Source organism: Kribbella sp. NPDC026596 (assembly GCF_040638415.1).
Classification (GTDB): Bacteria; Actinomycetota; Actinomycetes; order Propionibacteriales; family Kribbellaceae; genus Kribbella.
In genome coordinates, this window is record NZ_JBEZYF010000023.1 from 1 (window position 1) to 21,655 (window position 21,655).

The window sequence follows — 21,655 nt, forward strand, 5'->3', positions numbered from 1 at the left end:
GATGGTACTGCGACCGGGAGGTCGTGGGAGAGTAGGACGCCGCCGGACATTCACACTGTTAAGGGCCACCCCACAAGGGGTGGCCCTTAACATTTGTCCGGACCTTTTCGGCCCGCACCATCACGTGGTGCACCGCCCGCCGGCACCGTCACGTCCGTAGGCCTCGATGAGGCTGCACGGCTTGGGTGGCGGTAGGTTTGGGCGGTTACCGCACCACAGCATCGTCTGCACAGCATCGTTAGGAGTCACCGTGGCTACGCCACCTCGCAATTCTCACTCCGGCTCCGGGGACCGTCGTGGGTCGTCCGGTGGCGCCGGAGGTTCCGGTCGCTCTGGCGGCGGCCGGTCTGACTCCGCAGGCGGTCGTTCGGGCTTCAGCTCCGGACGCTCGAGCTCTGGTGACGGACGACCGAACTCTGGTGGCGGGCGCTCCGGTGCGGGCGCCGGCCGGTCCGGCGGTTCTGGCGGCTCCGGGGGCACTGGGCGTTCTGGTGGCGCCGGGCGATCTGGACCTGGTGGTGCTGGACGCTCTGGTGGTGCCGGCGGCCGGGGTGGATCTGGCGGCGGGCAGTCGTCCGGTGGTTACCGGGGGCCTTCCAGCCGTGGTGACGGGCCGCGGACGGGTGGACCGCGGAGCGGTTCGCCTGATGAGCGGTCCGGAGATCGCGACGACAACAGGCGTGGGTACGTCGGGTCGCGGGGTAACGACAAGGCTGAGCGGGATCCGTTCCGCGGGCAGTTGTCCGGTCGTGGAGACCGCGACGAGCGGGGTGACCGCGGTCGTGGTGCCGGTCGCGACGACCGCTCCGGTGGTCCGCGGCGTACTGACGGACGCGATGACCGCAAGAGCGCGGGTCGCGGCGGTCCGCGGCGGGACGAGAGCGGCTTCCGTCGCGACGACCGGTCCGGAGGCGACGACCGTGGCGGCTACCGCCGCGATGATCGCTCCAGTGGTGGCGACCGTGGCGGCTACCGCCGTGACGAGCGCCCCGGTGGCGACGACCGAGGCGGATATCGCCCTGACGACCGTTCGGGTGGCGACGACCGTGGCGGTTACCGGCGGGATGACCGTTCCGGTGGTGGCGACCGCGGTGGCTACAGGCGGGATGACCGTTCCGGTGGCGGTGACCGCGGTGGATACCGCCGTGACGAGCGCTCCGGTGGCGATGACCGCGGTGGATACCGCCGTGACGAGCGCTCCGGTGGCGATGACCGCGGTGGATACCGCCGTGACGACCGTTCCGGTGGTGGTGATCGCGGCGGTTACCGGCGGGATGACCGTTCCGGTGGCGGTGACCGCGGTGGATACCGCCGTGACGAGCGCTCCGGTGGCGATGACCGCGGTGGATACCGGCGCGATGAGCGTTCCGGTGGTGGCGACCGCGGTGGATACCGGCGGGATGAACGGCCGGGGCGGGACGAGCGTACTGGGTACCAGCGGGATGACCGGGGTCGGGATGAACGGCCGGCTCGGGATGGGGTCCGGGGTGGTTCGGCTCGCGGGAGTGGGCCGGCGCGCGGGGAGCGTGGAGCGTTCCGGCGGGACGAGCGCGGTGGCGACCGCGGCGGGTACCGGCGTGACGAGCGGTCGGGGCGTGATGAGCGTGGCGGTCGGGACGACCGGCGTGGCGGGCCACGGCGGGACGATCGGGTAGAGGAGAAGGCTGGGCCGCGGCGGGATGACCCGGCGATTCCGGAGGGCATCACCGGGGCTGAGCTCGATCGATCGGTGAAGGCCGAGCTGCGGTCGTTGCCGCGGACCCTCGCTGACCTGGTCGCGCAGCACCTGGTCGCCTCGGGGCGGTTCCTCGATGACGACCCGGAGCGCGCGTACCAGCACGCCCGTACGGCTCGGCGGTTGGCTGCGCGACTTGGCGGCATTCGGGAGGCTGTGGCGATCACGGCGTACCTGGCTGAGCACTACGACGAGGCGCTGACGGAGTTCCGGGCGGTCCGGCGGATGAGCGGGAACCATGAGGTGCTCGCGATGATGGCCGACTGCGAGCGGGCGCTCGGGCGGCCGGAGAAGGCGCTGGCGCTGACGCGGGACAAGCACGTCAACGAGCTGTCGGAGGCCACGCAGATCGAGCTGCTGATCGTGGCGGCCGGCGCGCGGCGCGACCTGGGGCAGACCGCGGCGGCGATCCAGACGCTCGAGGTGCCGGCGCTGACGAAGCGGACGCGGGCCGAGTGGTTGCCGCGCCTGCGCTATGCGTACGCCGACGCACTCGAGGCGGCCGGACGTACGGAGGACGCGCTGGTCTGGTTCCACCGGGCGGCCGGCTCCGACGCCGACGGTGTGACCGGAGCTGCCGAACGCGCCGCCGCTCTCGAAGGCCTCGAGTTCACCGACCTCGACGAGGAAGACGACACAGTCGTCGACGACGAGTACTTCGAGCCGGTGACCGACGACGATGAGGCCATCGACGAGGCTGACGAGATCGCCGACGAGGCTGACGAGGCCGCGGACGAGATCGACGAAGCTGACGACGAGATCGTCGACGAGACGGACGAGGACGACGAGGACGCGGACGTCGACGAAGCTGACGACGAGATCGTCGACGAGACGGACGAGGACGACGAGGACGCGGACGTCGACGTAGCTGACGACGAGGACGCCGATGCCGATGTGGTCCTCGACGAAACCGACGAGGTCGCTGACGAGGCCGATGAGGCTGCCGACGACATCGACGAGGCCGCAGACGAGGTTGATGCGGACGAGGACGACGAGGACGCGGACGTGATCGTCGAGGTAGTTGATGACGAGGACGCCGCTGACGGCGGGGCTGACAAGGGCAAGGAGTAGGTCGGCTCGCTCGAGTCATCGTCGCGTTCACCCGGAGCAGGGAGAATGGGGCGATGGGTGAGAACGTAGGTCCTTGGGCTGGGCCGTTGTCGGCGGAGGCTCCGGTCGGCGCGCTGGTGGGCGGCGCCCTCGCGAAGGGTTCTGCCCGGCTGCAGGGCGCGGTCCTGATGGTGGAGAAGGCCGAGGACGACGCCATCCACCAGGTGCGGGTTTCGTGTCGGCGGTTGCGGAGTGATCTGAAGCTGTTCCGGAAGCTGCTCGCGGGCGACTGGGCCGACGAGCTGCGCAGTGACCTGGCCGCGCTGGCGCAGGCCTGTGGTGAGGCCCGGGACCTGGAAGTGATCGCCGCGCTGGTTCGCGAGACAGCGAACAGCGAGGACGACGAGGAGCACGTCGACACGATCCTCACGACGCTGACCGTCGGACTCGACCGGGCTGCGGCTCGATCGGGCGACGTGGTCTTGGGGGAGACCACCTCGGACCTGCTGAACACCCTTGAAGCCGTTGCCGCAGCGCCAGACCTCAAGCCCAACGCCAGTCAACCCTGCGGCGAGGTCCTGCCCGAGCTTTTGGACACCGCCAACCTCAAGTTCACCCAAGCAGCCGGCATGCTGAAGCCCTGGACCGCCGACGACGACTGGCACGAGGTGCGGCTGCTGGCGAAGCGCGTCCGGTACGCCGCCGACACCAGCGCATCCGTCCTCGGTGACGAAGCCAAAGCCACCGCAACCCAAGCAGCCAAGTACCAAGAGTTGCTCGGCCAGCACCAGGACCACTGCGCCGCGGCAGACGCTCTGACTGCCATGGCCGCGGACGCCGCCGCGCAGGACGATCCAGAGCTCTCCTTCACCCTCGGGCGCCTCACAGAGCGACACCGGGCGGCCCGCAAGCCTCTCCGCGAGGAGTTCCTCAGCCTCTACCACCGGCCCTGACAGCTCAGAGCGTCCGGAACAGCAGCCCCACCCGCGGCTTAGGACCGAACGACGTCGCCTTCTGAGGCAGTACGTCGCCTTGCGCGGCCGACCGTAGTACCTGGTCTATCCGGGGCGCCACGAGCTCCACAGCCGCTTGCTGAGGCCCGGCCAGCGCCAGAGCGTCCTGAAGCGTGTGGTGGAAGCTGATGTCTCCCTCAACCACGCCCCACGCCGGCAGTAGTACGTCGTGGAGCAGTGACACGGTCGGCGCCTCCTGACCGTACGTAGAGCGCAACGTCACCCAGCTAGCCCCATCTGTCACCGCTATCCGGTCCGGTACGCCTTCCACTCGACCAGGCAGCACTTGCCAGCCCTCCGGCGTACGCGACTGCACTATGGCTAGGTCCAGCCCCGGTATGACGCGGTGGATCGGATCCAGCGTGAGTGGATGCCGGTCATAGTCGACCAGCATGGCCAGACCGACCTCTGCGCTCTGACGGCCCGGCTCACGCCGCTGACGTTCGAGGTACGCCGCATAGCGGTGGTGGCCGTCCGCAATCAGGGCCTCATGCCTGGCCAGCTCGGCAGCGATCATCGCCAGCGTCGGGGGGTCGTCGATCCGCCAGATGCGGTGGTGCGCGCCGTTGTACGTGTCAGCCACGACCCACGGTTCACGGGAACGTGCGTCATCTACTGCATCGCTGGCCGCGCCACCATCGCCGTACGCGAGCAGGATAGGCTCCAGGTCGGCGTCCGTGGCCTCCATGAGCTCGAGGCGATCGTCCACCCAGTGCGGCATCACGTCCTCATGCGGCAGCACCACACGCCGGGCCGGGTCCAGGCCGAGTGAGCCGACCAGTCCGCACAGTACGGCGTTGCCCAACTGCTGCTCATACACGTACAGCGCGGGCCTCGGGTCCTGCACCACCACACCGTCGCGTTGCCACCCGGCCAGCCGTCGCGCGGGTTCGTCGTACCGGCCGGGGCCGAGGTCCGGATCGCGTGGAAGGATGAGCCTCACCATGTTATGGAGATCAGAGTCAGTCAGCCGCCGGACGATGGCGGGTTCCAGCACGTCGTACGGCGGTGACGTGACGGCGCCGAGCGCGCTCACCTTGCCGGCCACGAAGCGCCACGCGCGCAGCGGGTCGAGCCGCAGGATGCTCCCCCTCGAGTCCGGCCCGCTTGATGGCATGGCCGGAATCGTACGGCGGGAAGCATGAGCGCGGAACGGAAAGCGCCTGCTCCGCTCTCGGCGTGTGATGAACCCCTCGCCGGCCGGTACGACGTCGCGCTGCTGGATCTCGACGGTGTCGTGTACGTCGGGCCGGATCCGGTACCGGATGCGCCGGAGAACCTGCGGAAAGCTGCCAAGGAAGGCATGCGGATCGGGTACATCACCAACAACGCGAGCCGGCCGGCACGGATTGTTGCCGAGCACCTCGCGTCGTTCGGGCTGGATGTGATCGCCGAGGACGTGGTGACGTCGGCGCAGGCGGCGGCGAAGCTGATCGCGAGCGAGTTCCCCACGGGGGCGCCGGTGCTGGTGGTCGGTGGTGAGGGGCTGTACACGGCGCTCGAGGAGTACGGGCTGACCGCCGTACGAAGCAGCGATGCGCATCCGGTGGCCGTCGTCCAAGGGTTTCATCCCGACGTGAACTGGGTGATGCTCGCGGATGGCGCGCACGCGATCCACGAGGGCGCGAAGTGGTTCGCGACCAACCTCGATCTGACGATTCCCACCGCGGCCGGGAAGGCGCCGGGGAACGGGACGCTGGTGCAGGCGATCCGGGCTGCCGTCGACGTCGATCCGGTCGTGGCCGGCAAGCCCGAGCCGCCGTTGCTGGAGACGAGCATCGAGCGGCTCAAAGCCCAACACCCGTTGATGATCGGGGACCGGCTGGACTCCGACATCGCCGGCGCGCATGCGGTCGGGATCGCGAGTCTGTGGGTGGCGACCGGGGTGAACGACGCGCACGATCTGGCACGGGCGCCGAAGAACCAGCGGCCGACGTACATCGCCGCGGACCTGAGCGCGTTGGCGCAGAAGCATCCCGGTGTGACGGTCGAGGGCGCGCGGCACACGTGCGTCGGCTGGACCGCCGAGGTCGTGGACAACGCCGTGTCGGTGAAGGGCGAGGGCGAGCCGTACGACGGCCTGCGGGCGATCCTGTCCGCGGTCTGGGCCGCCGTCGACGCGTCGGCGAAACCAGCCGCCAAGCCGGCCAGGACCGCCGGCCGCACCCGCCGCCCGCTCCCCAAGCCCGCCCCGGCCCCCGGCACCATCGCCCTCGACGCCGCCCTCCACCGGGTCGGCCTCGACAAGTAGCCAGGCTTGCCCTCTCAGTTGGAGGGTTGCCCACTGAGAATCTGAGGGGGCAACCCTCCAGCTCGGGGGATGCCCACTGAGATGGAGGGTTCGCGCGGGTCGCGGGCCAGGGTGCGTGGGGTTGCGGGCGGGGGTGGGTGGGGTTGCGGGGTTAGGGGATACCGTTGCTGGAACGAGCGAGGAGGCAGTCATGGTGTTGGACGCACTGCGCGGCTACGTACAACTGGCGAGCGGACTGACCGAGGTCACCCGGCAGAAGGCCCAGGCGGCCGCGAAGGCGCTGCTGCAGCAGACCGGCGCGGACACGCTGACGACCGGCCTGACCACCAGGGTGAATGAGCTGACCGACGAGATCGTTGCCACCAGCAAGAGCAACCGTCACCTGCTGCAGGCGATCGTGACGAACGAGGTCGAGGGCGCGGTCGCGCGGCTCGGGTTCGTCCGCTCCGAGGAGGTCGCGGCGCTGACCCGGCGGGTGCAGACGCTGGAGGGCGAGCTCGCCGAGGCCCGCGCCGGTGCCGCACCCGCGGCTGCCGCGTCCGTCGGTGACGCGCTGGAGGACGACGACGACTGGTCGGCGCCGGTGCCGAAGAAGGCTGCCAAGAAGGCGGCGGCGAAGAAGGCCGCCAAGAAGGCTCCCGCGAAGAAGGCGGCCGCGAAGAAGACCGCGGCCAAGAAGACGGCGAAGAAGGCGTGACGTGACCGAGCACCCTGGCGAGCAGTTCCCCCCGGACGTCGACCCCGACGTCGAGCCGGGTTTCGAGCCGTACCCGTCCGAAGAGTCTCCCAACCAGCCCGACTACGACACCGAACCCGGCCCGCAGGACACCTCGTACGCCGAACAGTCGGCCGAGGCGGACACCGAAGCGGCCTTCGAGGCGTCGCTGGACGAGTCGGCCGGCGACGAGCATGCGCATGTGGATCCGGCGGAGGTCGAGTTCGGGCCGGAGTTCGCCCGGGCGCCGGGCCAGGAGCATGAGCACTCGTTCATCGCGGAGAGCGCCGAAGACCCCGCGCCACAGGACGAGCCGGAGGACCCCGCGCCACAGGATGAGGAGCAGGGGCATCCTTTGGTGGAGGAGACGATGGGGCGGCTGGGGGAGTTGCGGGAGCGGCCCGTCAGTGAGCATGCCGAGGTGTATGCGGACCTGCATGAGCGGTTGCAGAGTGCCTTGGTGGAGGCGGACGCCGAGCACGGCGATCGCGCTTAGGCTGCAGTGGCCAAGGGAGTCAAGCGATCGCGGCTCGATGCCGAGCTGGTACGGCGTCATCTCGCGCGGTCCCGTGAGCACGCGAGCGAGCTGATCGCGGCCGGCAAGGTGAAGGTGTCCGGAACGGTGGCCACCAAGCCCGCGACCGGTGTCGGCGCGGATGCACCGATCGTCGTCGACACGTCCGAGGCCGACGACCCCGGCTATGCGAGCCGCGGCGCGCACAAGCTGATCGGTGCGCTCGAGGCGTTCCCCGGCGTCCAGGTCAAGGGCCGCACAACCCTCGACGCGGGCGCGTCCACCGGCGGATTCACCGACGTACTGCTCCGCAACGAGGCAGCCCACGTGATCGCCGTCGATGTCGGATACGGCCAGCTGGTGTGGGCGTTGCAGACCGATGAGCGCGTCACCGTGATGGACCGGACCAACGTCCGCACTCTCACCCTGGACGACATCGGCGGTGAACCGGTTGATCTCGTCGTCAGCGACCTGAGCTTCATCTCGCTCACCCTGGTCCTGCCGGCGCTGATCAGCGTGGTGAAACCCGAGGGTGAGCTGGTCCTGATGGTGAAACCCCAGTTCGAGGTCGGCAAGGAGCGGCTCGGCAAGGGTGGGGTCGTCCGGGACCCGGAGTTGCGGGCCGACGCCGTACGCGGAGTAGCGGCCAAGGCACAGGAGCTCGGCTGGGGAATCGAAGGTGTCGCGGCCAGTCCGTTGCCTGGTCCGTCAGGAAATGTCGAATACTTCCTGTGGATACGCCGGAATGCGTCTGCTCTCGATGAGACGATGCTTCAGACCGCCATTGAGCAGGGTCCACAGTGAGTAGGAGGCAGCGTGGCTGAGCACGAGCCGCGGCGCGTGCTGCTGGTGACGCACACCGGCCGGGAGCAGGCGGTCGAGGTGGCGCGGGACGCGCACCGGCTGCTGACCGATGCCGGGCTGCTGGTCAGGCTGCTCGGCGGCGAGGCCGAGGCACTCAAGCTCGACCCGGTCGAGATTGTCGACGACCACGAGAAGGCCGCCCTGGACGTCGAGCTGATCATGGTGCTCGGCGGCGACGGCTCGATCCTGCGCGGCGCCGAGCTGGCCCGCCCGCACGGTACGCCGGTGCTCGGGGTCAACCTCGGTCACGTCGGGTTCCTGGCCGAGGCCGAGGTGGACGACCTGGAGCGGATCGTCCAGGTGGTGGTCGATCGCAGCTACAAGGTCGAGGAGCGGATGACGCTGGCCGTCGAGGTGCGGCTCGACGACGAGCTGATCTTCGACACCTGGGCGCTGAACGAGGCGAGCGTCGAGAAGGCGGCCCGCGAGAAGATGCTCGAGGTGCTGGTGGAGGTCGACGACCGGCCGTTGTCCCGCTGGGGCTGCGACGGCGTCGTGGTGGCGACCCCCACCGGGAGTACGGCGTACTCCTTCTCTGCCGGTGGTCCGATCGTCTGGCCGGAGGTCGAGGCGATCCTGATGGTGCCGCTCAGTGCGCACGCCCTCTTCTCCCGGCCGATCGTGGTGGCGCCGACATCGCAGCTGTCGATCGAGCTGGTCCGGAACTGGCACGGCCGCGGTGTGCTGTGGTGTGACGGCCGGCGGATGGTCGAGGTGCCGCCCGGCGCCGAGATCCAGGTGCGGCGCGGCACGACCCCGGTCCGGCTGGCCCGGGCGCACGAGGCACCCTTCACCGACCGGCTGGTGGCGAAGTTCGATCTCCCGGTGCTCGGCTGGCGCGGGGCCGCCGAGCGCAAACGCAACGGAAACGGAAACTAGACCATGCTCTCGGAAATCCGTATCACCGGGTTGGGCGTGATCGAGGACGCGACGTTGGACCTCGACCCGGGATTCACCGCTGTGACGGGGGAGACCGGTGCCGGCAAGACGATGGTCGTGACCGGGGTGAACATGCTGCTCGGCGGCCGTGCCGACAGCGGCCTGGTGCGGCACGGCACCCGCCGGGCGCGGGTCGAGGGCCGGGCCAGTGCCGTACCGAGGTCGATCGTCCAGCAGGCCGAGGATCGCGGCGGCGAACTGGACGACGACGAGTTGCTGATCGCCCGCGAACTCTCCGCCGAGGGCCGCTCGCGCGCGTTCCTCGGTGGCGCGTCCGTCCCGGTGTCCGTCCTCGGCGAGGTGGTGGGCGACCTGGTCGCGATCCACGGCCAGGCCGATCAGTGGCGCCTCCTGCAGCCCGCGCGGCAACGCGAAACCCTGGACACGTTCGCCGGCAAGCCCGTGCTCGTGCCACTCCAGGAGTACGCCGCCGCCTACAAGCGGCACCGTGAGGTCGAGGCCGAGCTGACCGAGCTCACCACGCGGCAACGCGATCGCCTCGCCGAGGCGGATCTGCTGCGCTTCGGCCTGGACGAGGTCGCCAAGGCCGAGCCGCTGCCGGGTGAGGACACCGAGCTCGCCGCCGAGGAGGAGCGTCTCGCATACGCCGATGGCCTGCGGACTGCGGCCACCACGGCAGCCGACGCACTGGCCTCCGAGGAAGACCGGGACTCCACCCGGCCGAACGACGTACTCGGGCTGCTCGCTCTGACCAAGCAGGTGCTGGATGCGGAGCGCGAGCACGACCCGAAGCTGGCCGAACTGGCCGACCGCGCGGGCGAGCTCGGCTATCTCGCGGCCGATCTGGCCGGCGAGCTCTCGTCGTACGCCGCCGACATCGACACCGACCCGGCCCGGCTCGCCGTGGTGAGCGAGCGGCGGGCACTGCTGACCAACTTGGTTCGGAAGTACGGCGCCGAGCAGGGCACTGTGGACGAGGTCATCGACTGGACCAAGCGGTCGGCCGAGCGACTCGCCGAGCTGGACGGAAGCGACGAGCGCGTCGAGCATCTGACCGCCGAGTTGACCGAACTGGACGCGAAGCTCGCCGATCTCGGCCAGAAGATGCGAGACGCCCGGATCGAAGCGGCCGAACGGCTCGGTGTTGCGGCGTCCGAGGAGCTGACCGGTCTGGCGATGCCGCACGCGAAGCTGTCGGTCGAGGTGCACGAGACGACAGCCGGACCATTCGGGATCGACGAGGTCGAGTTCTGCTTCGCGGCGAACCCGGGGAGCCCGGCCCGCCCGCTGCAGAAGGCCGCGTCCGGCGGTGAACTCTCCCGGGTGATGCTGGCGCTCGAAGTGATCCTGTCCGACACGCATCCGGTGCCGACGCTCGTGTTCGACGAGATCGACGCCGGGATCGGCGGCCGGGCCGCGGTCGAGGTGGGCAAGCGGCTCGCGCGACTGGCGGAGAAGGCGCAGGTGATCGTGGTGACGCACCTGCCGCAGGTGGCCGCGTTCGCGGACCGTCACGCGGTGGTGCTGAAGAGCGACGACGGCTCGGTCACCACGAGTGGTCTGGTCGCACTCGACGACGAGGCCCGGCTGAAGGAACTGTCCCGGATGATGGCCGGCCTGGAGAACTCCGACGCAGCGCAAGCGCACGCCGAGGAACTGCTCGCACTGGCCGCCGAACGTCATGACAAACCCAAGCGAAAGAAGCGCTGAACCCGGTTCTACGTCGTTCGAAAGGATGATTTGACGCACAGTTACTGATATTTCGGTGCGTGAACAGGCGCAGCCCGGGGAAATGAACCGGGAAGGGGCTCTTGACATGGCAGGATGAGAGCGCGATGAAACTGCCCAGCCTGCGGAGAGCACGCCCTACTGAACTGCCCGGGATCGCCGGAGTGGTCCGGCTCGATCGACGTACCAAGAATCTCACGAAACGGCTGAAGCCGGGCGAGATCGCGGTCATCGACCATGTCGACCTGGACCGGGTCAGCGCCGAGGCGCTGGTCGACTGCAAGGTCGCCGCGGTGGTGAACGTCGCCGACTCGATCAGCGGCCGCTACCCGAACCTCGGTCCGGAGATCCTTGTCGAGGCCGGGATTCCACTGGTCGACGGGGTCGGCCGTGAGGTGTTCTCGATCCTGCACGAGGGCGAGCGCGTCCGGCTGAACGAGGGCTCGCTGTACCGCGGCGAGGAAGTTGTCGCGAAGGGCCTGTCCCAGGACAGCCAGACCGTCGCGGAGCTGATGGACGACGCCCGGTCCGGGCTGTCCACCCAGCTCGAGGCTTTCACCGCCAACACCCTCGAGTACCTGCGGCGCGAACGCGACCTGCTACTGGACGGCGTCGGCGTCCCCGAGATCCACACGCCGATGGAAGGCAAGCACGTCCTGATCGTGGTCCGCGGGTACGACTACCGCGAGGACCTGGTCGCCCTGCGGTCGTACATCCGCGAGTACCGGCCGGTGCTGATCGGGGTCGACGGCGGCGCCGATGCCCTGGTCGAGAACGGGTACGTCCCCGACCTGATCGTCGGCGACATGGACTCGGTGAAGGACGACACGCTGAAGAGCGGTGCCGAGGTGGTCGTGCACGCCTACCGCGACGGCCGCGCGCCCGGCTCGGAGCGGCTGGAACGGCTCGGCGTCGATTCGATCGAGTTTCCGGCCACCGGCACCAGCGAGGACGTCGCGATGCTGCTGGCCGATTCCAAGGGCGCCTCGCTGATCGTCGCGGTCGGCACGCACAACTCGCTGGTGGAGTTCCTCGACAAGGGACGCTCCGGGATGGCCAGCACCTTCATCACCCGCTTGCGCGTCGGTGCCAAGCTGGTGGATGCCAAGGGTGTCGGCCGGCTGTACCGCAGCCGGGTCTCGACCCTCCAGGTGGTCGCGCTGGCCGTGGCCGGTCTCTTCGCACTCGGCATGGCGTTGGTCGCGATCGGCGCCGACGACGTGCTCTGGTCGATCCTGCGGGCGCGCTGGAGCGACTTCGTCTACTGGATCCGGGAGCTGTTCACGTGATCGACTTTCGCTACCACATCGTCTCGATCGTGGCGATCTTCTTCGCCCTGGGCGCCGGTGTGGTGCTGGGCGCCGGCCCGCTGAAGGGCACCGGCAGCGAGATCGTCGCGAGTCAGGCCGAGCGGGACCGCCAGCAACTCGCCGACACGCGGCAGCAGCTGAGCGACCTGAAGGTGCTGGACAAGTACCGCGACGACTACGTCGCGAAGGTCACCGCCGGCCTGACCGACGGCAAGCTGATCGGCAAGAAGATCGTGGTCGTGACGATGCCGAACGCCGACAACGACCTGACGAACTCGATCCAGGACGAGCTGGAGAAGGCCGGCGGTCAGGTGACCACCAAGGTGGCGCTGGACGCGAAGCTCTTCGACGCCGGTCAGCGCCAGCTGGTCGAGTCCCTCGTCACCCAGCTGGTCACGCCGGACATCCAGTTCCCCACCGACAGCACGGCGTACCAGCGGGCCGGCCTGATCCTGGCCCGCGGCGTCGCGGCCAAGGAGGAAGGCAAGGCCGCGGACACCGACTCGACCAAGATCCTCGGCGGGCTGACCGGTGCGAAGCTGCTGTCGCCGAAGCCCTCGCAGATCAAGGACCGGGGCAGCCTGATCGTCGTGGTGGCCGCCAAGCCGCCGACACCGGCGCCGGACAACTCGACGTACAACGACGCGGTCGACTTCATCGAGGGGCTGGACCAGGGCAGCGGTGGGGTCGTCGTCGCCGGTACGCCGGAGAGCGCGCAGAACGGCGGATTGATCAAGGCCTTGCGGAGTGACTCCGAGGCCACCAAGATCGTTTCTTCGGTGGACGTGGCCGATCTCCCCGCCGGACGGGCGACGATCGTCTTCGCGCTGGTCGAGCAGGCCGGCGGCAAGGCGGGGCAGTACGGCGCCATCGACGCGAAGAACGGCGTCGCGCCCTCGGCCGTACAGACGAAGGACAACTGACGTGGGAATTCTCAGCGCTGCCGTCGCGGCAGCCGCCTCCGCCGCGCTCGAACGCGCCGCGGAGAAGCTGCCGAAGGAGAATCGGCAGCCGTTCGAGCGGACCAACCACCGCGGCGAGCCAGTCACGCTGCTGGAAGGGCCGGTCGCCGTGCTCGGCGCACTGGCCGGCGTCGCGGCGTCGAAATCCGACGGCAAGGTGAAGGCGGCCGCGCTGCTCGCGGGCTCGGTGTCGGGTGCGGTCGGCGCGTACGACGATCTGCGCGGGACCACGCAGGCCAAGGGTTTCCGCGGACACCTCACGGCGTTGAAGCGCGGTGAGGTGACCAGCGGTGCGGTGAAGATCCTCGGCGTCGGCGCGGCCGGTCTGGCTGCCGCGGCGCTGTTGCCGCGCAAGTCGCGCGGCGTGAAGGCGGTCGCCGGAATCGTTGCCGACGGCGCCTTGATCTCCGGCACCGCGAACCTGACCAACCTGCTCGACCTGCGCCCGGGCCGTGCGCTGAAGGCGGTCACCGCGGTGAACGCGCCGCTCGCCGTCGTGAGCGGCCCGGCCGGCGCGGTCGTCGGTGCGGCCGCGGCTTCCGCGCCGTCGGACCTGGGTGAGCGTTCGATGCTGGGCGACTGCGGTGCGAACGGCCTCGGCGCCATCACCGGTACGGCGCTCGCCGCCGCTCTCCCGCGTCCGTTGAAGACGCTGGTCCTCGGCGCGGTCGTCGCGCTGAACCTGGCCAGCGAAAAGGTCAGCTTCACCAAGGTCATCGCCGAGACGCCGGTCCTGGACAAGATCGACCAGTGGGGCCGACGACCCAGGTGAGCGCGGACGGCTCGGCCGGGCGGCCGAGCGCCGGAGCGCGGGTAGCGCAAGCGGCTCTGCTCGTTGCCGGGGTGACTGTGCTCGCGCGTGTGGTCGGCTTCGGGCGGTGGCTCGTCTTCTCGAAGACCGTCGGGGCCGGCTGTCTCGCCGAGGCTTACACCACGGCGAATCAGTTGCCCAACATCCTCTTCGAGGTTGTGGCCGGCGGGGCGCTGGCCGGCGCGGTGATTCCGGTGCTGGCCGGGCCGGTGGCGCGGGGCGATCGGGCGGCGCAAGGGCGCATCATCGGCGCGCTGTTGTCCTGGTCCTTCCTGCTGCTGGCGCCGTTCGCCTTGCTGTCTTGGCTGCTGGCGTCCAGCTACACCGACGCGATGCTGGACCCGGGCGCGGACTGCGGTGGTTCGGCGGCGACGGCGACCCGGATGCTGATGATCTTCGTGCCGCAGGTGTTCGGCTATGCCCTCGCCGTGATCGCGACGGCGGTTCTTCAATCCCACAAGCGTTTCGGGGCCGGTGCCTGGGCTCCGCTGATCTCGAGCCTGGTCGTCGTTGCGACGTACTTCCTGTTCGCGGCAGCCGCACCGGATGCGGACACCGCCGCCCGTGGTGCCACCGATCTGCTGGCTTGGGGGACCACCGCCGGAGTCGCCGCGCTGGCGCTGACTGTGCTGGTGCCGATGCTGTTCCTGCGGTTGCCGATCAAGCCGACGCTACGGCTGGACCCGGGCGTCGGTCCGGTGCTCCGAAGGCTCGCACTGGCCGGTCTGGCGGTTCTCGTCGCGCAACAGCTCACGTTCGTGGTCACGACGTACCTGGCCAACCACAGAGGTGTGGCCGGCAGCATCGCGGTCTACACCTGGGCCAACGCGGTCTATCTGCTGCCGTACGCCGTACTCGCGGTTCCGATCACCACGGCGGTGTTCCCGCGACTCGCCGCGGCCTATGACTCGGGGGAGCGGTTCGACGTCTACGCAGCCGCATCCACGCGCGCAGTCATGCTGGCAGGTGGCGCGGGAGCCGCGCTGCTGGTCGGCACAGCGGTCCCGGTAGCGCGCATCTTCGCGTACGACGATGGCGCGGTGCAGGAAACCCAGGCGTCGTCACTGGGCAACGGATTGATCGCGTTCGCTCCTGCTGCGATCGGCTTCGCGGTGCTGATGCACGTGGGCCGGGTGCTCTACGCACGGCACGCTGGTCGCGAAGTGGCTGTGGTGACGTCTGCCGCCTGGGTGCTGGTTGCGGTATCCGGTGTCGTGCTGACAAGCCAGTGGGATGCGGTTCCGGCGCTGGCGGCGGCGATGTCGGTTGGCATGGTGGCTGGAGCGGTAGTTCTGTTGGCGGTGCTGGCACGACAGGCAGGGTCCGCTGTGCTTGCCGGGCTCCCGCGGGCTGCGCTGGCCTCGCTGGTGGGTGCCGTGCTGGCAGGTGCTGCGGGCTGGGCAGTCGCCCTGCCCGCCGAAGACGCCGGAGTGTGGGCGGCGGTCGTGTTCTCGCTGCTGTCCGGCTTGGCTGTGGTCATCACGTACGCCGTTGTCGTGTTTGCCCTGGACCGCGCGGATGCCCGCGCACTGCTACGTCGGGAGCTGAAATGAGGATCGGGCTGCTGCTCGCGGAGTCGCGGGGCGGGATCGGGCAGCACGTCGCCTCGCTCGTACCCCGCTTCGTCGACGCCGGGCACGAAGTGGTCGTGTGCGCGCCGCCCGGCACCGCTGAGCACTTCGACTTCGGCGCGGCCACCGTCGTCGCGCAGGCCCCGGCGCTGCGTGGGTCGGATGTGATCCATGCGCACGGCTATCGCGCCGGCATGGCAGCGCTCCGGGATCGGTCGCATCTCCGGCCGCTCGTAGTGAGCTGGCACAACGCGGTGATCGCCCCCGGACCACGTGGGCTCGTGATGCGGTTAGGGCAGCGGCTCGTCGCCAAGGGAGCGGACCTGACTCTAGGTGCGTCTAGCGACCTGGTGGACCTGGCGAAGAGCCTGGGCGCGCGCAACGCTCAGTTGGCCCCGGTAGCGGCGCCCGCGGTCCCAGAGGCCCGTACGTCGGCGGCGGAGGTGCGTAGGGCCCTGGGCCTCGCCGACCAGCCACTGGTGCTCACAGTCGGCCGCCTGGCGCCGCAGAAGGACTATCCGACGCTGCTGTCCGTCGCGGCGCGCGTGCACGAGTCCACGCCGGACGCGGTGTTCGTGGTCGTCGGCGACGGGCCGCTGCGGGACAACCTGCAGGCGCGGATCGACGCCGAGCGGCTACCGGTGCGGCTGCTCGGACACCGGTCCGACGTAGCCGACCTCTTGGGTGCTTCCGATGTGTTCTTGCTCACATCGCACTGGGAGGCCCGGGCTCTGGTGATCCAGGAGGCGATGCAGGTCGGCGTACCGGTGGTGGCGACCGCGGTCGGCGGCGTACCGGAATTGGTCGAAGACAGCGCTGTACTCGCGTTTCCCGGTGATGCGGACGGTCTGGCTGACGGAGTCCGGGCGGTCCTGGCGGAGCCCGGGACGGCGAACGCTATGCGGACGAGGGGCCGGGAGTTGGCCGCCAGATGGCCGGACGAGGACGCCGTGGCGAAGAATCTGCTGGACATCTACGCGGGTCTCGTCGCGACCAGGGGTTGACAAGAGGTAGGCTGAAGGCCCGTGGACAGGGCTTCGAATCTCCAGCAGACCAAGCACGTTTTCGTCACCGGTGGTGTGGCATCCAGCCTCGGCAAGGGGCTGACAGCGTCAAGCCTCGGCAGTCTGCTGACGGCACGGGGCATCCGGGTCACCATGCAGAAGCTGGATCCGTATCTGAATGTGGATCCCGGCACCATGAACCCGTTCCAGCACGGCGAGGTGTTCGTCACCAACGACGGCGCCGAGACCGACCTGGACATCGGCCATTACGAGCGTTTCCTCGACCGCGACCTGTCCCAGGTCGCCAACGTCACGACCGGCCAGGTGTACTCCAGCGTGATCGCCAAGGAGCGCCGTGGTGAGTACCTCGGCGACACCGTGCAGGTGATCCCGCACATCACCAACGAGATCAAGGAACGGATGCTGGCGATGGCCGGCTCCGACGTCGACGTCGTACTGCACGAGATCGGCGGCACGGTCGGCGACATCGAGTCGCTGCCGTTCCTGGAGGCGGCCCGCCAGGTCCGGCACGACGTCGGCCGGGACAACGTCTTCTTCCTGCACATCTCGCTGGTCCCGTACCTCGCCCCGAGCGGTGAGTTGAAGACCAAGCCGACCCAGCACTCGGTCGCCGCGCTGCGCTCGATCGGTATCGCCCCGGACGCGGTCGTCTGCCGCTCCGATCGGCCGATCCCGGACGGCGTGAAGCGGAAGATCTCGCTGATGTGCGACGTCGACCAGGAGGCCGTCGTCGCGGCTCCCGACGCGCCGTCGATCTACGACATCCCCAAGGTGCTGCACGCCGAGGGTCTGGACGCGTACGTCGTCCGCCGCCTGAACCTGCCGTTCCGCGATGTCGACTGGACCCGCTGGGACGAGCTGCTCCGGGTCGTGCACCACCCGAAGGACGACGTCACGGTCGCGCTCGTCGGCAAGTACATCGACCTCCCGGATGCGTACCTGTCGGTCGCGGAGGCGCTGCGGGCCGGCGGGTTCGACAACGACGCGCGGGTGAACCTGCGCTGGATCGCGTCCGACGAGTGCGCCACGCCGGAGGCGGCCGCGCGGCTGCTCGGCGACGTCGACGCGATCTGCATCCCGGGAGGGTTCGGCGTCCGCGGCATCGAGGGCAAGATCGGCGCGATCCGGTTCGCCCGCGAGCAGGGCATCCCGATCCTCGGGCTGTGCCTCGGCCTGCAGTGCATGGTGATCGAGGTGGCCCGCGACCTGGCCGGCCTGGTGGAGGCGAACTCGAGCGAGTTCGACCCGGACGCCGAGCAGCCGGTGATCGCGACCATGGAGGAGCAGAAGGACATCGTCTCCGGCTCCGGAGACCTCGGCGGCACGATGCGCCTCGGTCTCTACCCGGCGAACCTGGCCGACGGCTCGATCGTCCGCGGCCTGTACGGCGCTCCGTCGGTGCAGGAGCGGCACCGGCACCGCTACGAGGTGAACAACGCCTACCGGGACAAGCTGGAGACGGCCGGCCTGGTGTTCAGCGGACTGTCGCCGGACAACGAGCTGGTCGAGTTCATCGAGCTGGACCGTTCGCTGCACCCGTACTTCGTCGCCACCCAGGCGCACCCGGAGCTGCGGTCCCGGCCGACGAAGCCGCACCCGTTGTTCTCCGGCCTGATCGCGGCGGCCCTGGTCCGTCAGCGCGAGTCCCGGCTGCCGGTCGAGGAGCCGTCGGACAAGAAGGCTGCCACCGGCAAGACCGCGGTCAAAGCTCGATGAAGGAGCACCCCGAACTGCGGTTCGGCGCCGGACTGGCCGACGTCCGCGAGGCTTGGCCGGTCTCCACGTCAGAGGTCGTGCACGAGACCGGTCGAGTGATCTCGGTACGGCGTGACACGGTCGAGCCGGCGGGTGGCGATTCGTTCGTGCGGGATGTCGTCGTACATCCGGGCGCGGTCGGAGTGGTCGCGCTGGACGAGAACAACCGGATGCTGCTGGTGCGCCAGTACCGGCACCCGGTTGGTTACCGGCTGTTCGAGCCGCCGGCCGGGCTGCTCGACGTACAAGGGGAGCAATACCGCCTCGGTGGTGAGCGGGAGCTGTGGGAGGAGACCGGGACGAAGGCCGCCGATTGGCGAATCCTGGTCGACGCCTTCACCTCGCCGGGCATGACCACTGAGGCGATCCGCATCTTCCTGGCCCGCGACCTGTCACCCGCCGACGAGTCCTACGACCGCCTCCATGAGGAGGCCGACATGGAAACCGTCTGGGCTCCGCTGATCGACGTGGTCGGCGCCGTCCTGGCCGGCCACCTCCAGAACCCGACCCTCGTGATGGGCTCCCTGGCCGCCTGGACCGCCCTCAACGGCCCCGGCTTCGACACCCTGCGCCCGGCCGACTCGCCGTGGCCGGCCAAAGACCGTTGAGGTTCCGGAACCTTCGGTAGTCCTTGACGTGCGCTCGGTAGCCGGGGCTGGCTGCGACCACCCGCACCGGGTCCGCCGCCTTCACCTTCCCGGCCGACAAGGCCAAGAGCCTGCTCTTCCGTACGTCGAACTCCGAGGTCGGCTCGAGTGACGCCGAGCTCAGCATCGACCCTGCCAAGCGCACGGTCAGCGGATCGGTCACCAGCGGCAACTTCTGCGGCTATCTCGCCAGCGTCGGACAGCGCAGCTACTACACGCTGCACTTCGTCGCCGAGTTCGACCAGCCCTTCAAGAAGCAGGGCACCTGGACCGACACGACAGTCACTCAGGGCAGCTCGAGTGCCCGCGGCGGTACGACGTACGGGACTGACGGCTGGATGCCCGCGAACAAGGGCTCCGGCGGGTACGTCGGCTTCGACAGCGACAAGGTGACGATGCGGATCGGCATCGCCTACGTGAGCACGGCCAACGCCCTGGCCAACCTGCGCGCGGAGAACCCGCGCGGTACCTCGGTCGCTGTGACGGCCGCGAAAGCCAAGCAGGCTTGGCGACAGCAGCTGAGCCGGATCGACGTCACCGGCGGCACCACCGACCAACGCACCACCTTCTACACCGCGCTCTACCACGCACTGCTGCATCCGAACGTGTTCAGTGACGTCAATGGTCAGTACTGGGGATTCGACCAGAAGCCGCACTATCTGAGCCACGGACAGCAAGCGCAGTACGCGACCTTCTCCGGCTGGGACGTCTACCGGTCGCAGCTGCAACTACTCACACTGCTGGAGCCTTCGAGAGCCGGTGACATCGCACAGTCGTTGCTCAACCAGGCCTCACAGAACGGAGGCATCTGGGACCGCTGGACGCACGCCGCCGGCAGTACGGCGGTGATGACCGGTGACCCGTCAGCGCCTGCGGTAGCCGGCATCTATGCGTTCGGCGGAACCAACTTCGACGAGCGGACCGCACTGCGTTCCCTGGTGAAGGCGGCGACCGTACCGACCGCCAAGGACCTCAGCTCGGCCGGCAAGCCAGTCATGTCGATCGGACAGCGGCCATCACTCGACAAGTACCTCGCACTGCACTACGTCCCCACCAAGTCCAACGCCTGGGGCGGTGCGGTCGAAACACTCGAGGACGTGACCGCCGACTTCGCACTGGCCCAACTGGCGCAGCGCACCGGCGACAAGACGACGTACCAGCGCTTCCTGACCAGGTCGCAGTACTGGCAGAACGTCTTCAACCCGGAGAACGGCGGCTACATCCAGAACCGCGACGACAACGGCGCGTGGCCCGGCTTCACACCGTCCACGTACGACGGGTTCGCCGAGGGCAGCAGTGCGCAATACACCTGGATGATCCCGCACAACCGCGCCGGCCTGGTCGACGCGATGGGTGGCGTGGACACGGCCAACCAGCGGCTGGACGCGTTCTTCAAGAACCCGGACGGCACCTGGGCGCTGACCGGTGCGGGTGACCTGCACGCCGAGATGGACAACGAGCCGTCGATCAACACACCGTGGATCTACAACTACACCGGCCGGCCGTATGCGACGCAGGAGACGTTGCGGCAGGCAATGAACCAGCTGTGGAACACCAGCACCGGCGGTATCCCGGGCAACGACGACCTGGGCGCGATGTCGTCCTGGTACGTGTGGACCGCGCTCGGGCTCTACCCGGACGTGCCGAGCCGTGCGGAGCTGCAGGTCGCGGCGCCGCTGTTCCCGCGCGCCGTGATCCACCGCGACGGCGGCCGGACCATCCGCATCAACGCTCCCGGTGCGGACGCGCCGTACGTGCAGTCCCTGAGGGTGAACGGGCGTACGACGACCAAGCCGTGGCTGCCGGAGTCCTTCGTGCAGCACGGCGGGACGCTGGACTTTGTCTTGAGCACTCAGCCCAACACAGCGTGGGGCACAGCGGCCGAGGACGCACCGCCGTCGTGGCGCACCGGTGAGATCCCGTTCCAGACCTCGACCGACACGAGCCGGATGGTTGTCGCTCCCGGTACGACCAGCGCACCGGTCGCCATCCAAGCGCACCGGCTCAGTGGCACCGCGCAGGACGTCACCTACACACTCAATGCGCCGGCAGGTCTCACGGTGACACCAGCAAGCGGAACCTTCCACGTCGACCAGGTCGGCAGCGCACCGGTGACGATCGCAGCACCCGCCGGTACGCCGGACGGCCGCTACCCGGTCACCGTGTCGTTGAAGGCGGCAGACGGGACGGCGTTGCCGCAGGTGGGCTTCACCGTGGTCGTGGGCCAGCCGAACTCGTTCTTCGTGCTCCGCGAGGGCGTGGCGATGTCTGACGACGCCGGTGACCACACCGAGGCGGATTACGACGGCGGTGGCGTCAGCTATTCACGCCAGGCACTGGCAGCCGCCGGACTCACGCCGGGTGGTGTGAGCACCGTGCAGGGCCTGAGCCTCACGTGGCCCGATGTCGCCGATGGTGACCCCGACAACGTGCCTGCGGACGGTCAGTTGCTCAACCTGAATCTCCCAGCCGGTACGACGAAGTTGTCGTTCGTCGGCAGTGCGGTCAACGGTAACCAGCAGACGAGCGCGACGCTGAACTACTCCGACGGCAGCACCGAGCAGATCGACTTGTCCTTCAGCGACTGGACACTCGGCGGTGGCGGCGACACGGTTCACTACGGCAACGTGATCGTCGCGACCACGCCGTACCGCAACGAGTCCGGTGGGGGACGGGACAACGTCACCACGCACATCTTCGCCACCGCACCGCTGGCTTTGACCAAGACTCCGGTCAGCATCACGCTTCCGAAGAACCGCGACCTGCGGATCTTCACGCTGGCCACCGGCTGAGGGGACTCCGGA

Annotated in this window: 18 protein-coding genes; 17 read left to right on the plus strand and 1 reads right to left on the minus strand. The window is 69.2% G+C overall.

The genetic code is table 11. The features are described 5' to 3' along the window. Positions 1-296: 296 nt before the first annotated feature. The 3 genes from AB0E63_RS20340 (at position 297) to AB0E63_RS20350 (ending at position 3,738) form a co-directional block, all read left to right on the plus strand. On the plus strand, positions 297-1,655 hold the full coding sequence (locus AB0E63_RS20340) for a hypothetical protein (RefSeq protein ID WP_360368125.1): 1,359 nt from the start codon (positions 297-299) through the stop codon (positions 1,653-1,655). A gap of 74 nt (positions 1,656-1,729) precedes the next feature. Further along, a complete protein-coding gene (locus tag AB0E63_RS20345) occupies positions 1,730-2,806 on the plus strand; it encodes a hypothetical protein (protein ID WP_360368127.1) in 1,077 nt (358 codons plus the stop codon). Between the two features lie 53 nt (positions 2,807-2,859). Continuing rightward, the gene (locus AB0E63_RS20350) at positions 2,860-3,738 is read left to right on the plus strand and encodes a CHAD domain-containing protein (RefSeq protein ID WP_360368130.1); all 879 of its coding nucleotides are present in this window, start codon (positions 2,860-2,862) and stop codon (positions 3,736-3,738) included. A 4-nt stretch (positions 3,739-3,742) separates the two neighbouring features. On the opposite strand, the gene AB0E63_RS20355 is transcribed toward AB0E63_RS20350, so the two are convergent. After that, positions 3,743-4,915 (minus strand): DUF1015 domain-containing protein, encoded by a 1,173-nt coding sequence (locus tag AB0E63_RS20355; protein WP_360368133.1) that lies wholly within the window; start codon positions 4,913-4,915, stop codon positions 3,743-3,745. Positions 4,916-4,939: 24 nt separating this feature from the next. On the opposite strand from AB0E63_RS20355, the gene AB0E63_RS20360 reads away from it, so the two are divergent. The 14 genes from AB0E63_RS20360 (at position 4,940) to AB0E63_RS20425 (ending at position 21,643) form a co-directional block, all read left to right on the plus strand. Then, the gene (locus AB0E63_RS20360; protein ID WP_360368136.1) at positions 4,940-6,049 is read left to right on the plus strand and encodes an HAD-IIA family hydrolase; all 1,110 of its coding nucleotides are present in this window, start codon (positions 4,940-4,942) and stop codon (positions 6,047-6,049) included. Between the two features lie 190 nt (positions 6,050-6,239). After that, positions 6,240-6,746, plus strand: coding sequence for a polyhydroxyalkanoate synthesis protein PhaF (locus AB0E63_RS20365; protein ID WP_360368139.1), 507 nt, complete (start codon positions 6,240-6,242; stop codon positions 6,744-6,746). A gap of 1 nt (position 6,747) precedes the next feature. Then, a complete protein-coding gene (locus tag AB0E63_RS20370) occupies positions 6,748-7,260 on the plus strand; it encodes a hypothetical protein (protein WP_360368141.1) in 513 nt (170 codons plus the stop codon). Positions 7,261-7,266: 6 nt separating this feature from the next. Further along, positions 7,267-8,082: a TlyA family RNA methyltransferase gene (locus AB0E63_RS20375; RefSeq protein WP_360368144.1), complete on the plus strand. Its 816-nt coding sequence runs from the start codon at positions 7,267-7,269 to the stop codon at positions 8,080-8,082. 12 nt (positions 8,083-8,094) lie between these two features. Beyond that, positions 8,095-9,021, plus strand: a complete 927-nt coding sequence (locus AB0E63_RS20380) for an NAD kinase (RefSeq protein WP_360368147.1) — start codon at positions 8,095-8,097, stop codon at positions 9,019-9,021. Between the two features lie 3 nt (positions 9,022-9,024). Further along, on the plus strand, positions 9,025-10,752 hold the full coding sequence (gene recN, locus AB0E63_RS20385; RefSeq protein ID WP_360368150.1) for a DNA repair protein RecN: 1,728 nt from the start codon (positions 9,025-9,027) through the stop codon (positions 10,750-10,752). 125 nt (positions 10,753-10,877) lie between these two features. Continuing rightward, complete coding sequence (steA, locus tag AB0E63_RS20390; RefSeq protein WP_360368153.1) at positions 10,878-12,059, plus strand: putative cytokinetic ring protein SteA; 1,182 nt, start codon at positions 10,878-10,880, stop codon at positions 12,057-12,059. Then, positions 12,056-13,003: a copper transporter gene (locus AB0E63_RS20395; protein WP_360368156.1), complete on the plus strand. Its 948-nt coding sequence runs from the start codon at positions 12,056-12,058 to the stop codon at positions 13,001-13,003. The genes steA and AB0E63_RS20395 overlap by 4 nt, the downstream gene beginning before the upstream one ends. A 1-nt stretch (position 13,004) precedes the next feature. Then, positions 13,005-13,814 (plus strand): hypothetical protein, encoded by an 810-nt coding sequence (locus AB0E63_RS20400; RefSeq protein WP_360368159.1) that lies wholly within the window; start codon positions 13,005-13,007, stop codon positions 13,812-13,814. Next, entirely contained in the window at positions 13,793-15,406 is a 1,614-nt protein-coding gene (locus AB0E63_RS20405) for a lipid II flippase MurJ (protein ID WP_360368162.1), read from the plus strand. The genes AB0E63_RS20400 and AB0E63_RS20405 overlap by 22 nt, the downstream gene beginning before the upstream one ends. Further along, a complete protein-coding gene (locus AB0E63_RS20410; RefSeq protein ID WP_360368165.1) occupies positions 15,403-16,428 on the plus strand; it encodes a glycosyltransferase family 4 protein in 1,026 nt (341 codons plus the stop codon). The genes AB0E63_RS20405 and AB0E63_RS20410 overlap by 4 nt, the downstream gene beginning before the upstream one ends. A gap of 21 nt (positions 16,429-16,449) precedes the next feature. Beyond that, the gene (locus AB0E63_RS20415; RefSeq protein ID WP_360368167.1) at positions 16,450-18,165 is read left to right on the plus strand and encodes a CTP synthase; all 1,716 of its coding nucleotides are present in this window, start codon (positions 16,450-16,452) and stop codon (positions 18,163-18,165) included. Next, entirely contained in the window at positions 18,162-18,812 is a 651-nt protein-coding gene (locus AB0E63_RS20420; protein ID WP_360368170.1) for an NUDIX hydrolase, read from the plus strand. The genes AB0E63_RS20415 and AB0E63_RS20420 overlap by 4 nt, the downstream gene beginning before the upstream one ends. Before the next feature lie 47 nt (positions 18,813-18,859). Next, positions 18,860-21,643, plus strand: coding sequence for a GH92 family glycosyl hydrolase (locus AB0E63_RS20425; protein ID WP_360368450.1), 2,784 nt, complete (start codon positions 18,860-18,862; stop codon positions 21,641-21,643). Positions 21,644-21,655: the final 12 nt, after the last annotated feature.

Bases quoted from the DNA above. Each gene is read 5' to 3' on its own strand.
- AB0E63_RS20365 (WP_360368139.1), top strand. From the start codon at position 6,240: ATGGTGTTGGACGCACTGCGCGGCTACGTACAACTGGCGAGCGGACTG.
- AB0E63_RS20410 (WP_360368165.1), top strand. From the start codon at position 15,403: ATGAGGATCGGGCTGCTGCTCGCGGAGTCGCGGGGCGGGATCGGGCAG.
- AB0E63_RS20355 (WP_360368133.1), bottom strand. From the start codon at position 4,915: ATGCCATCAAGCGGGCCGGACTCGAGGGGGAGCATCCTGCGGCTCGAC.
- steA (WP_360368153.1), top strand. From the start codon at position 10,878: ATGAAACTGCCCAGCCTGCGGAGAGCACGCCCTACTGAACTGCCCGGG.
- AB0E63_RS20360 (WP_360368136.1), top strand. From the start codon at position 4,940: ATGAGCGCGGAACGGAAAGCGCCTGCTCCGCTCTCGGCGTGTGATGAA.
- AB0E63_RS20350 (WP_360368130.1), top strand. From the start codon at position 2,860: ATGGGTGAGAACGTAGGTCCTTGGGCTGGGCCGTTGTCGGCGGAGGCT.
- AB0E63_RS20420 (WP_360368170.1), top strand. From the start codon at position 18,162: ATGAAGGAGCACCCCGAACTGCGGTTCGGCGCCGGACTGGCCGACGTC.
- recN (WP_360368150.1), top strand. From the start codon at position 9,025: ATGCTCTCGGAAATCCGTATCACCGGGTTGGGCGTGATCGAGGACGCG.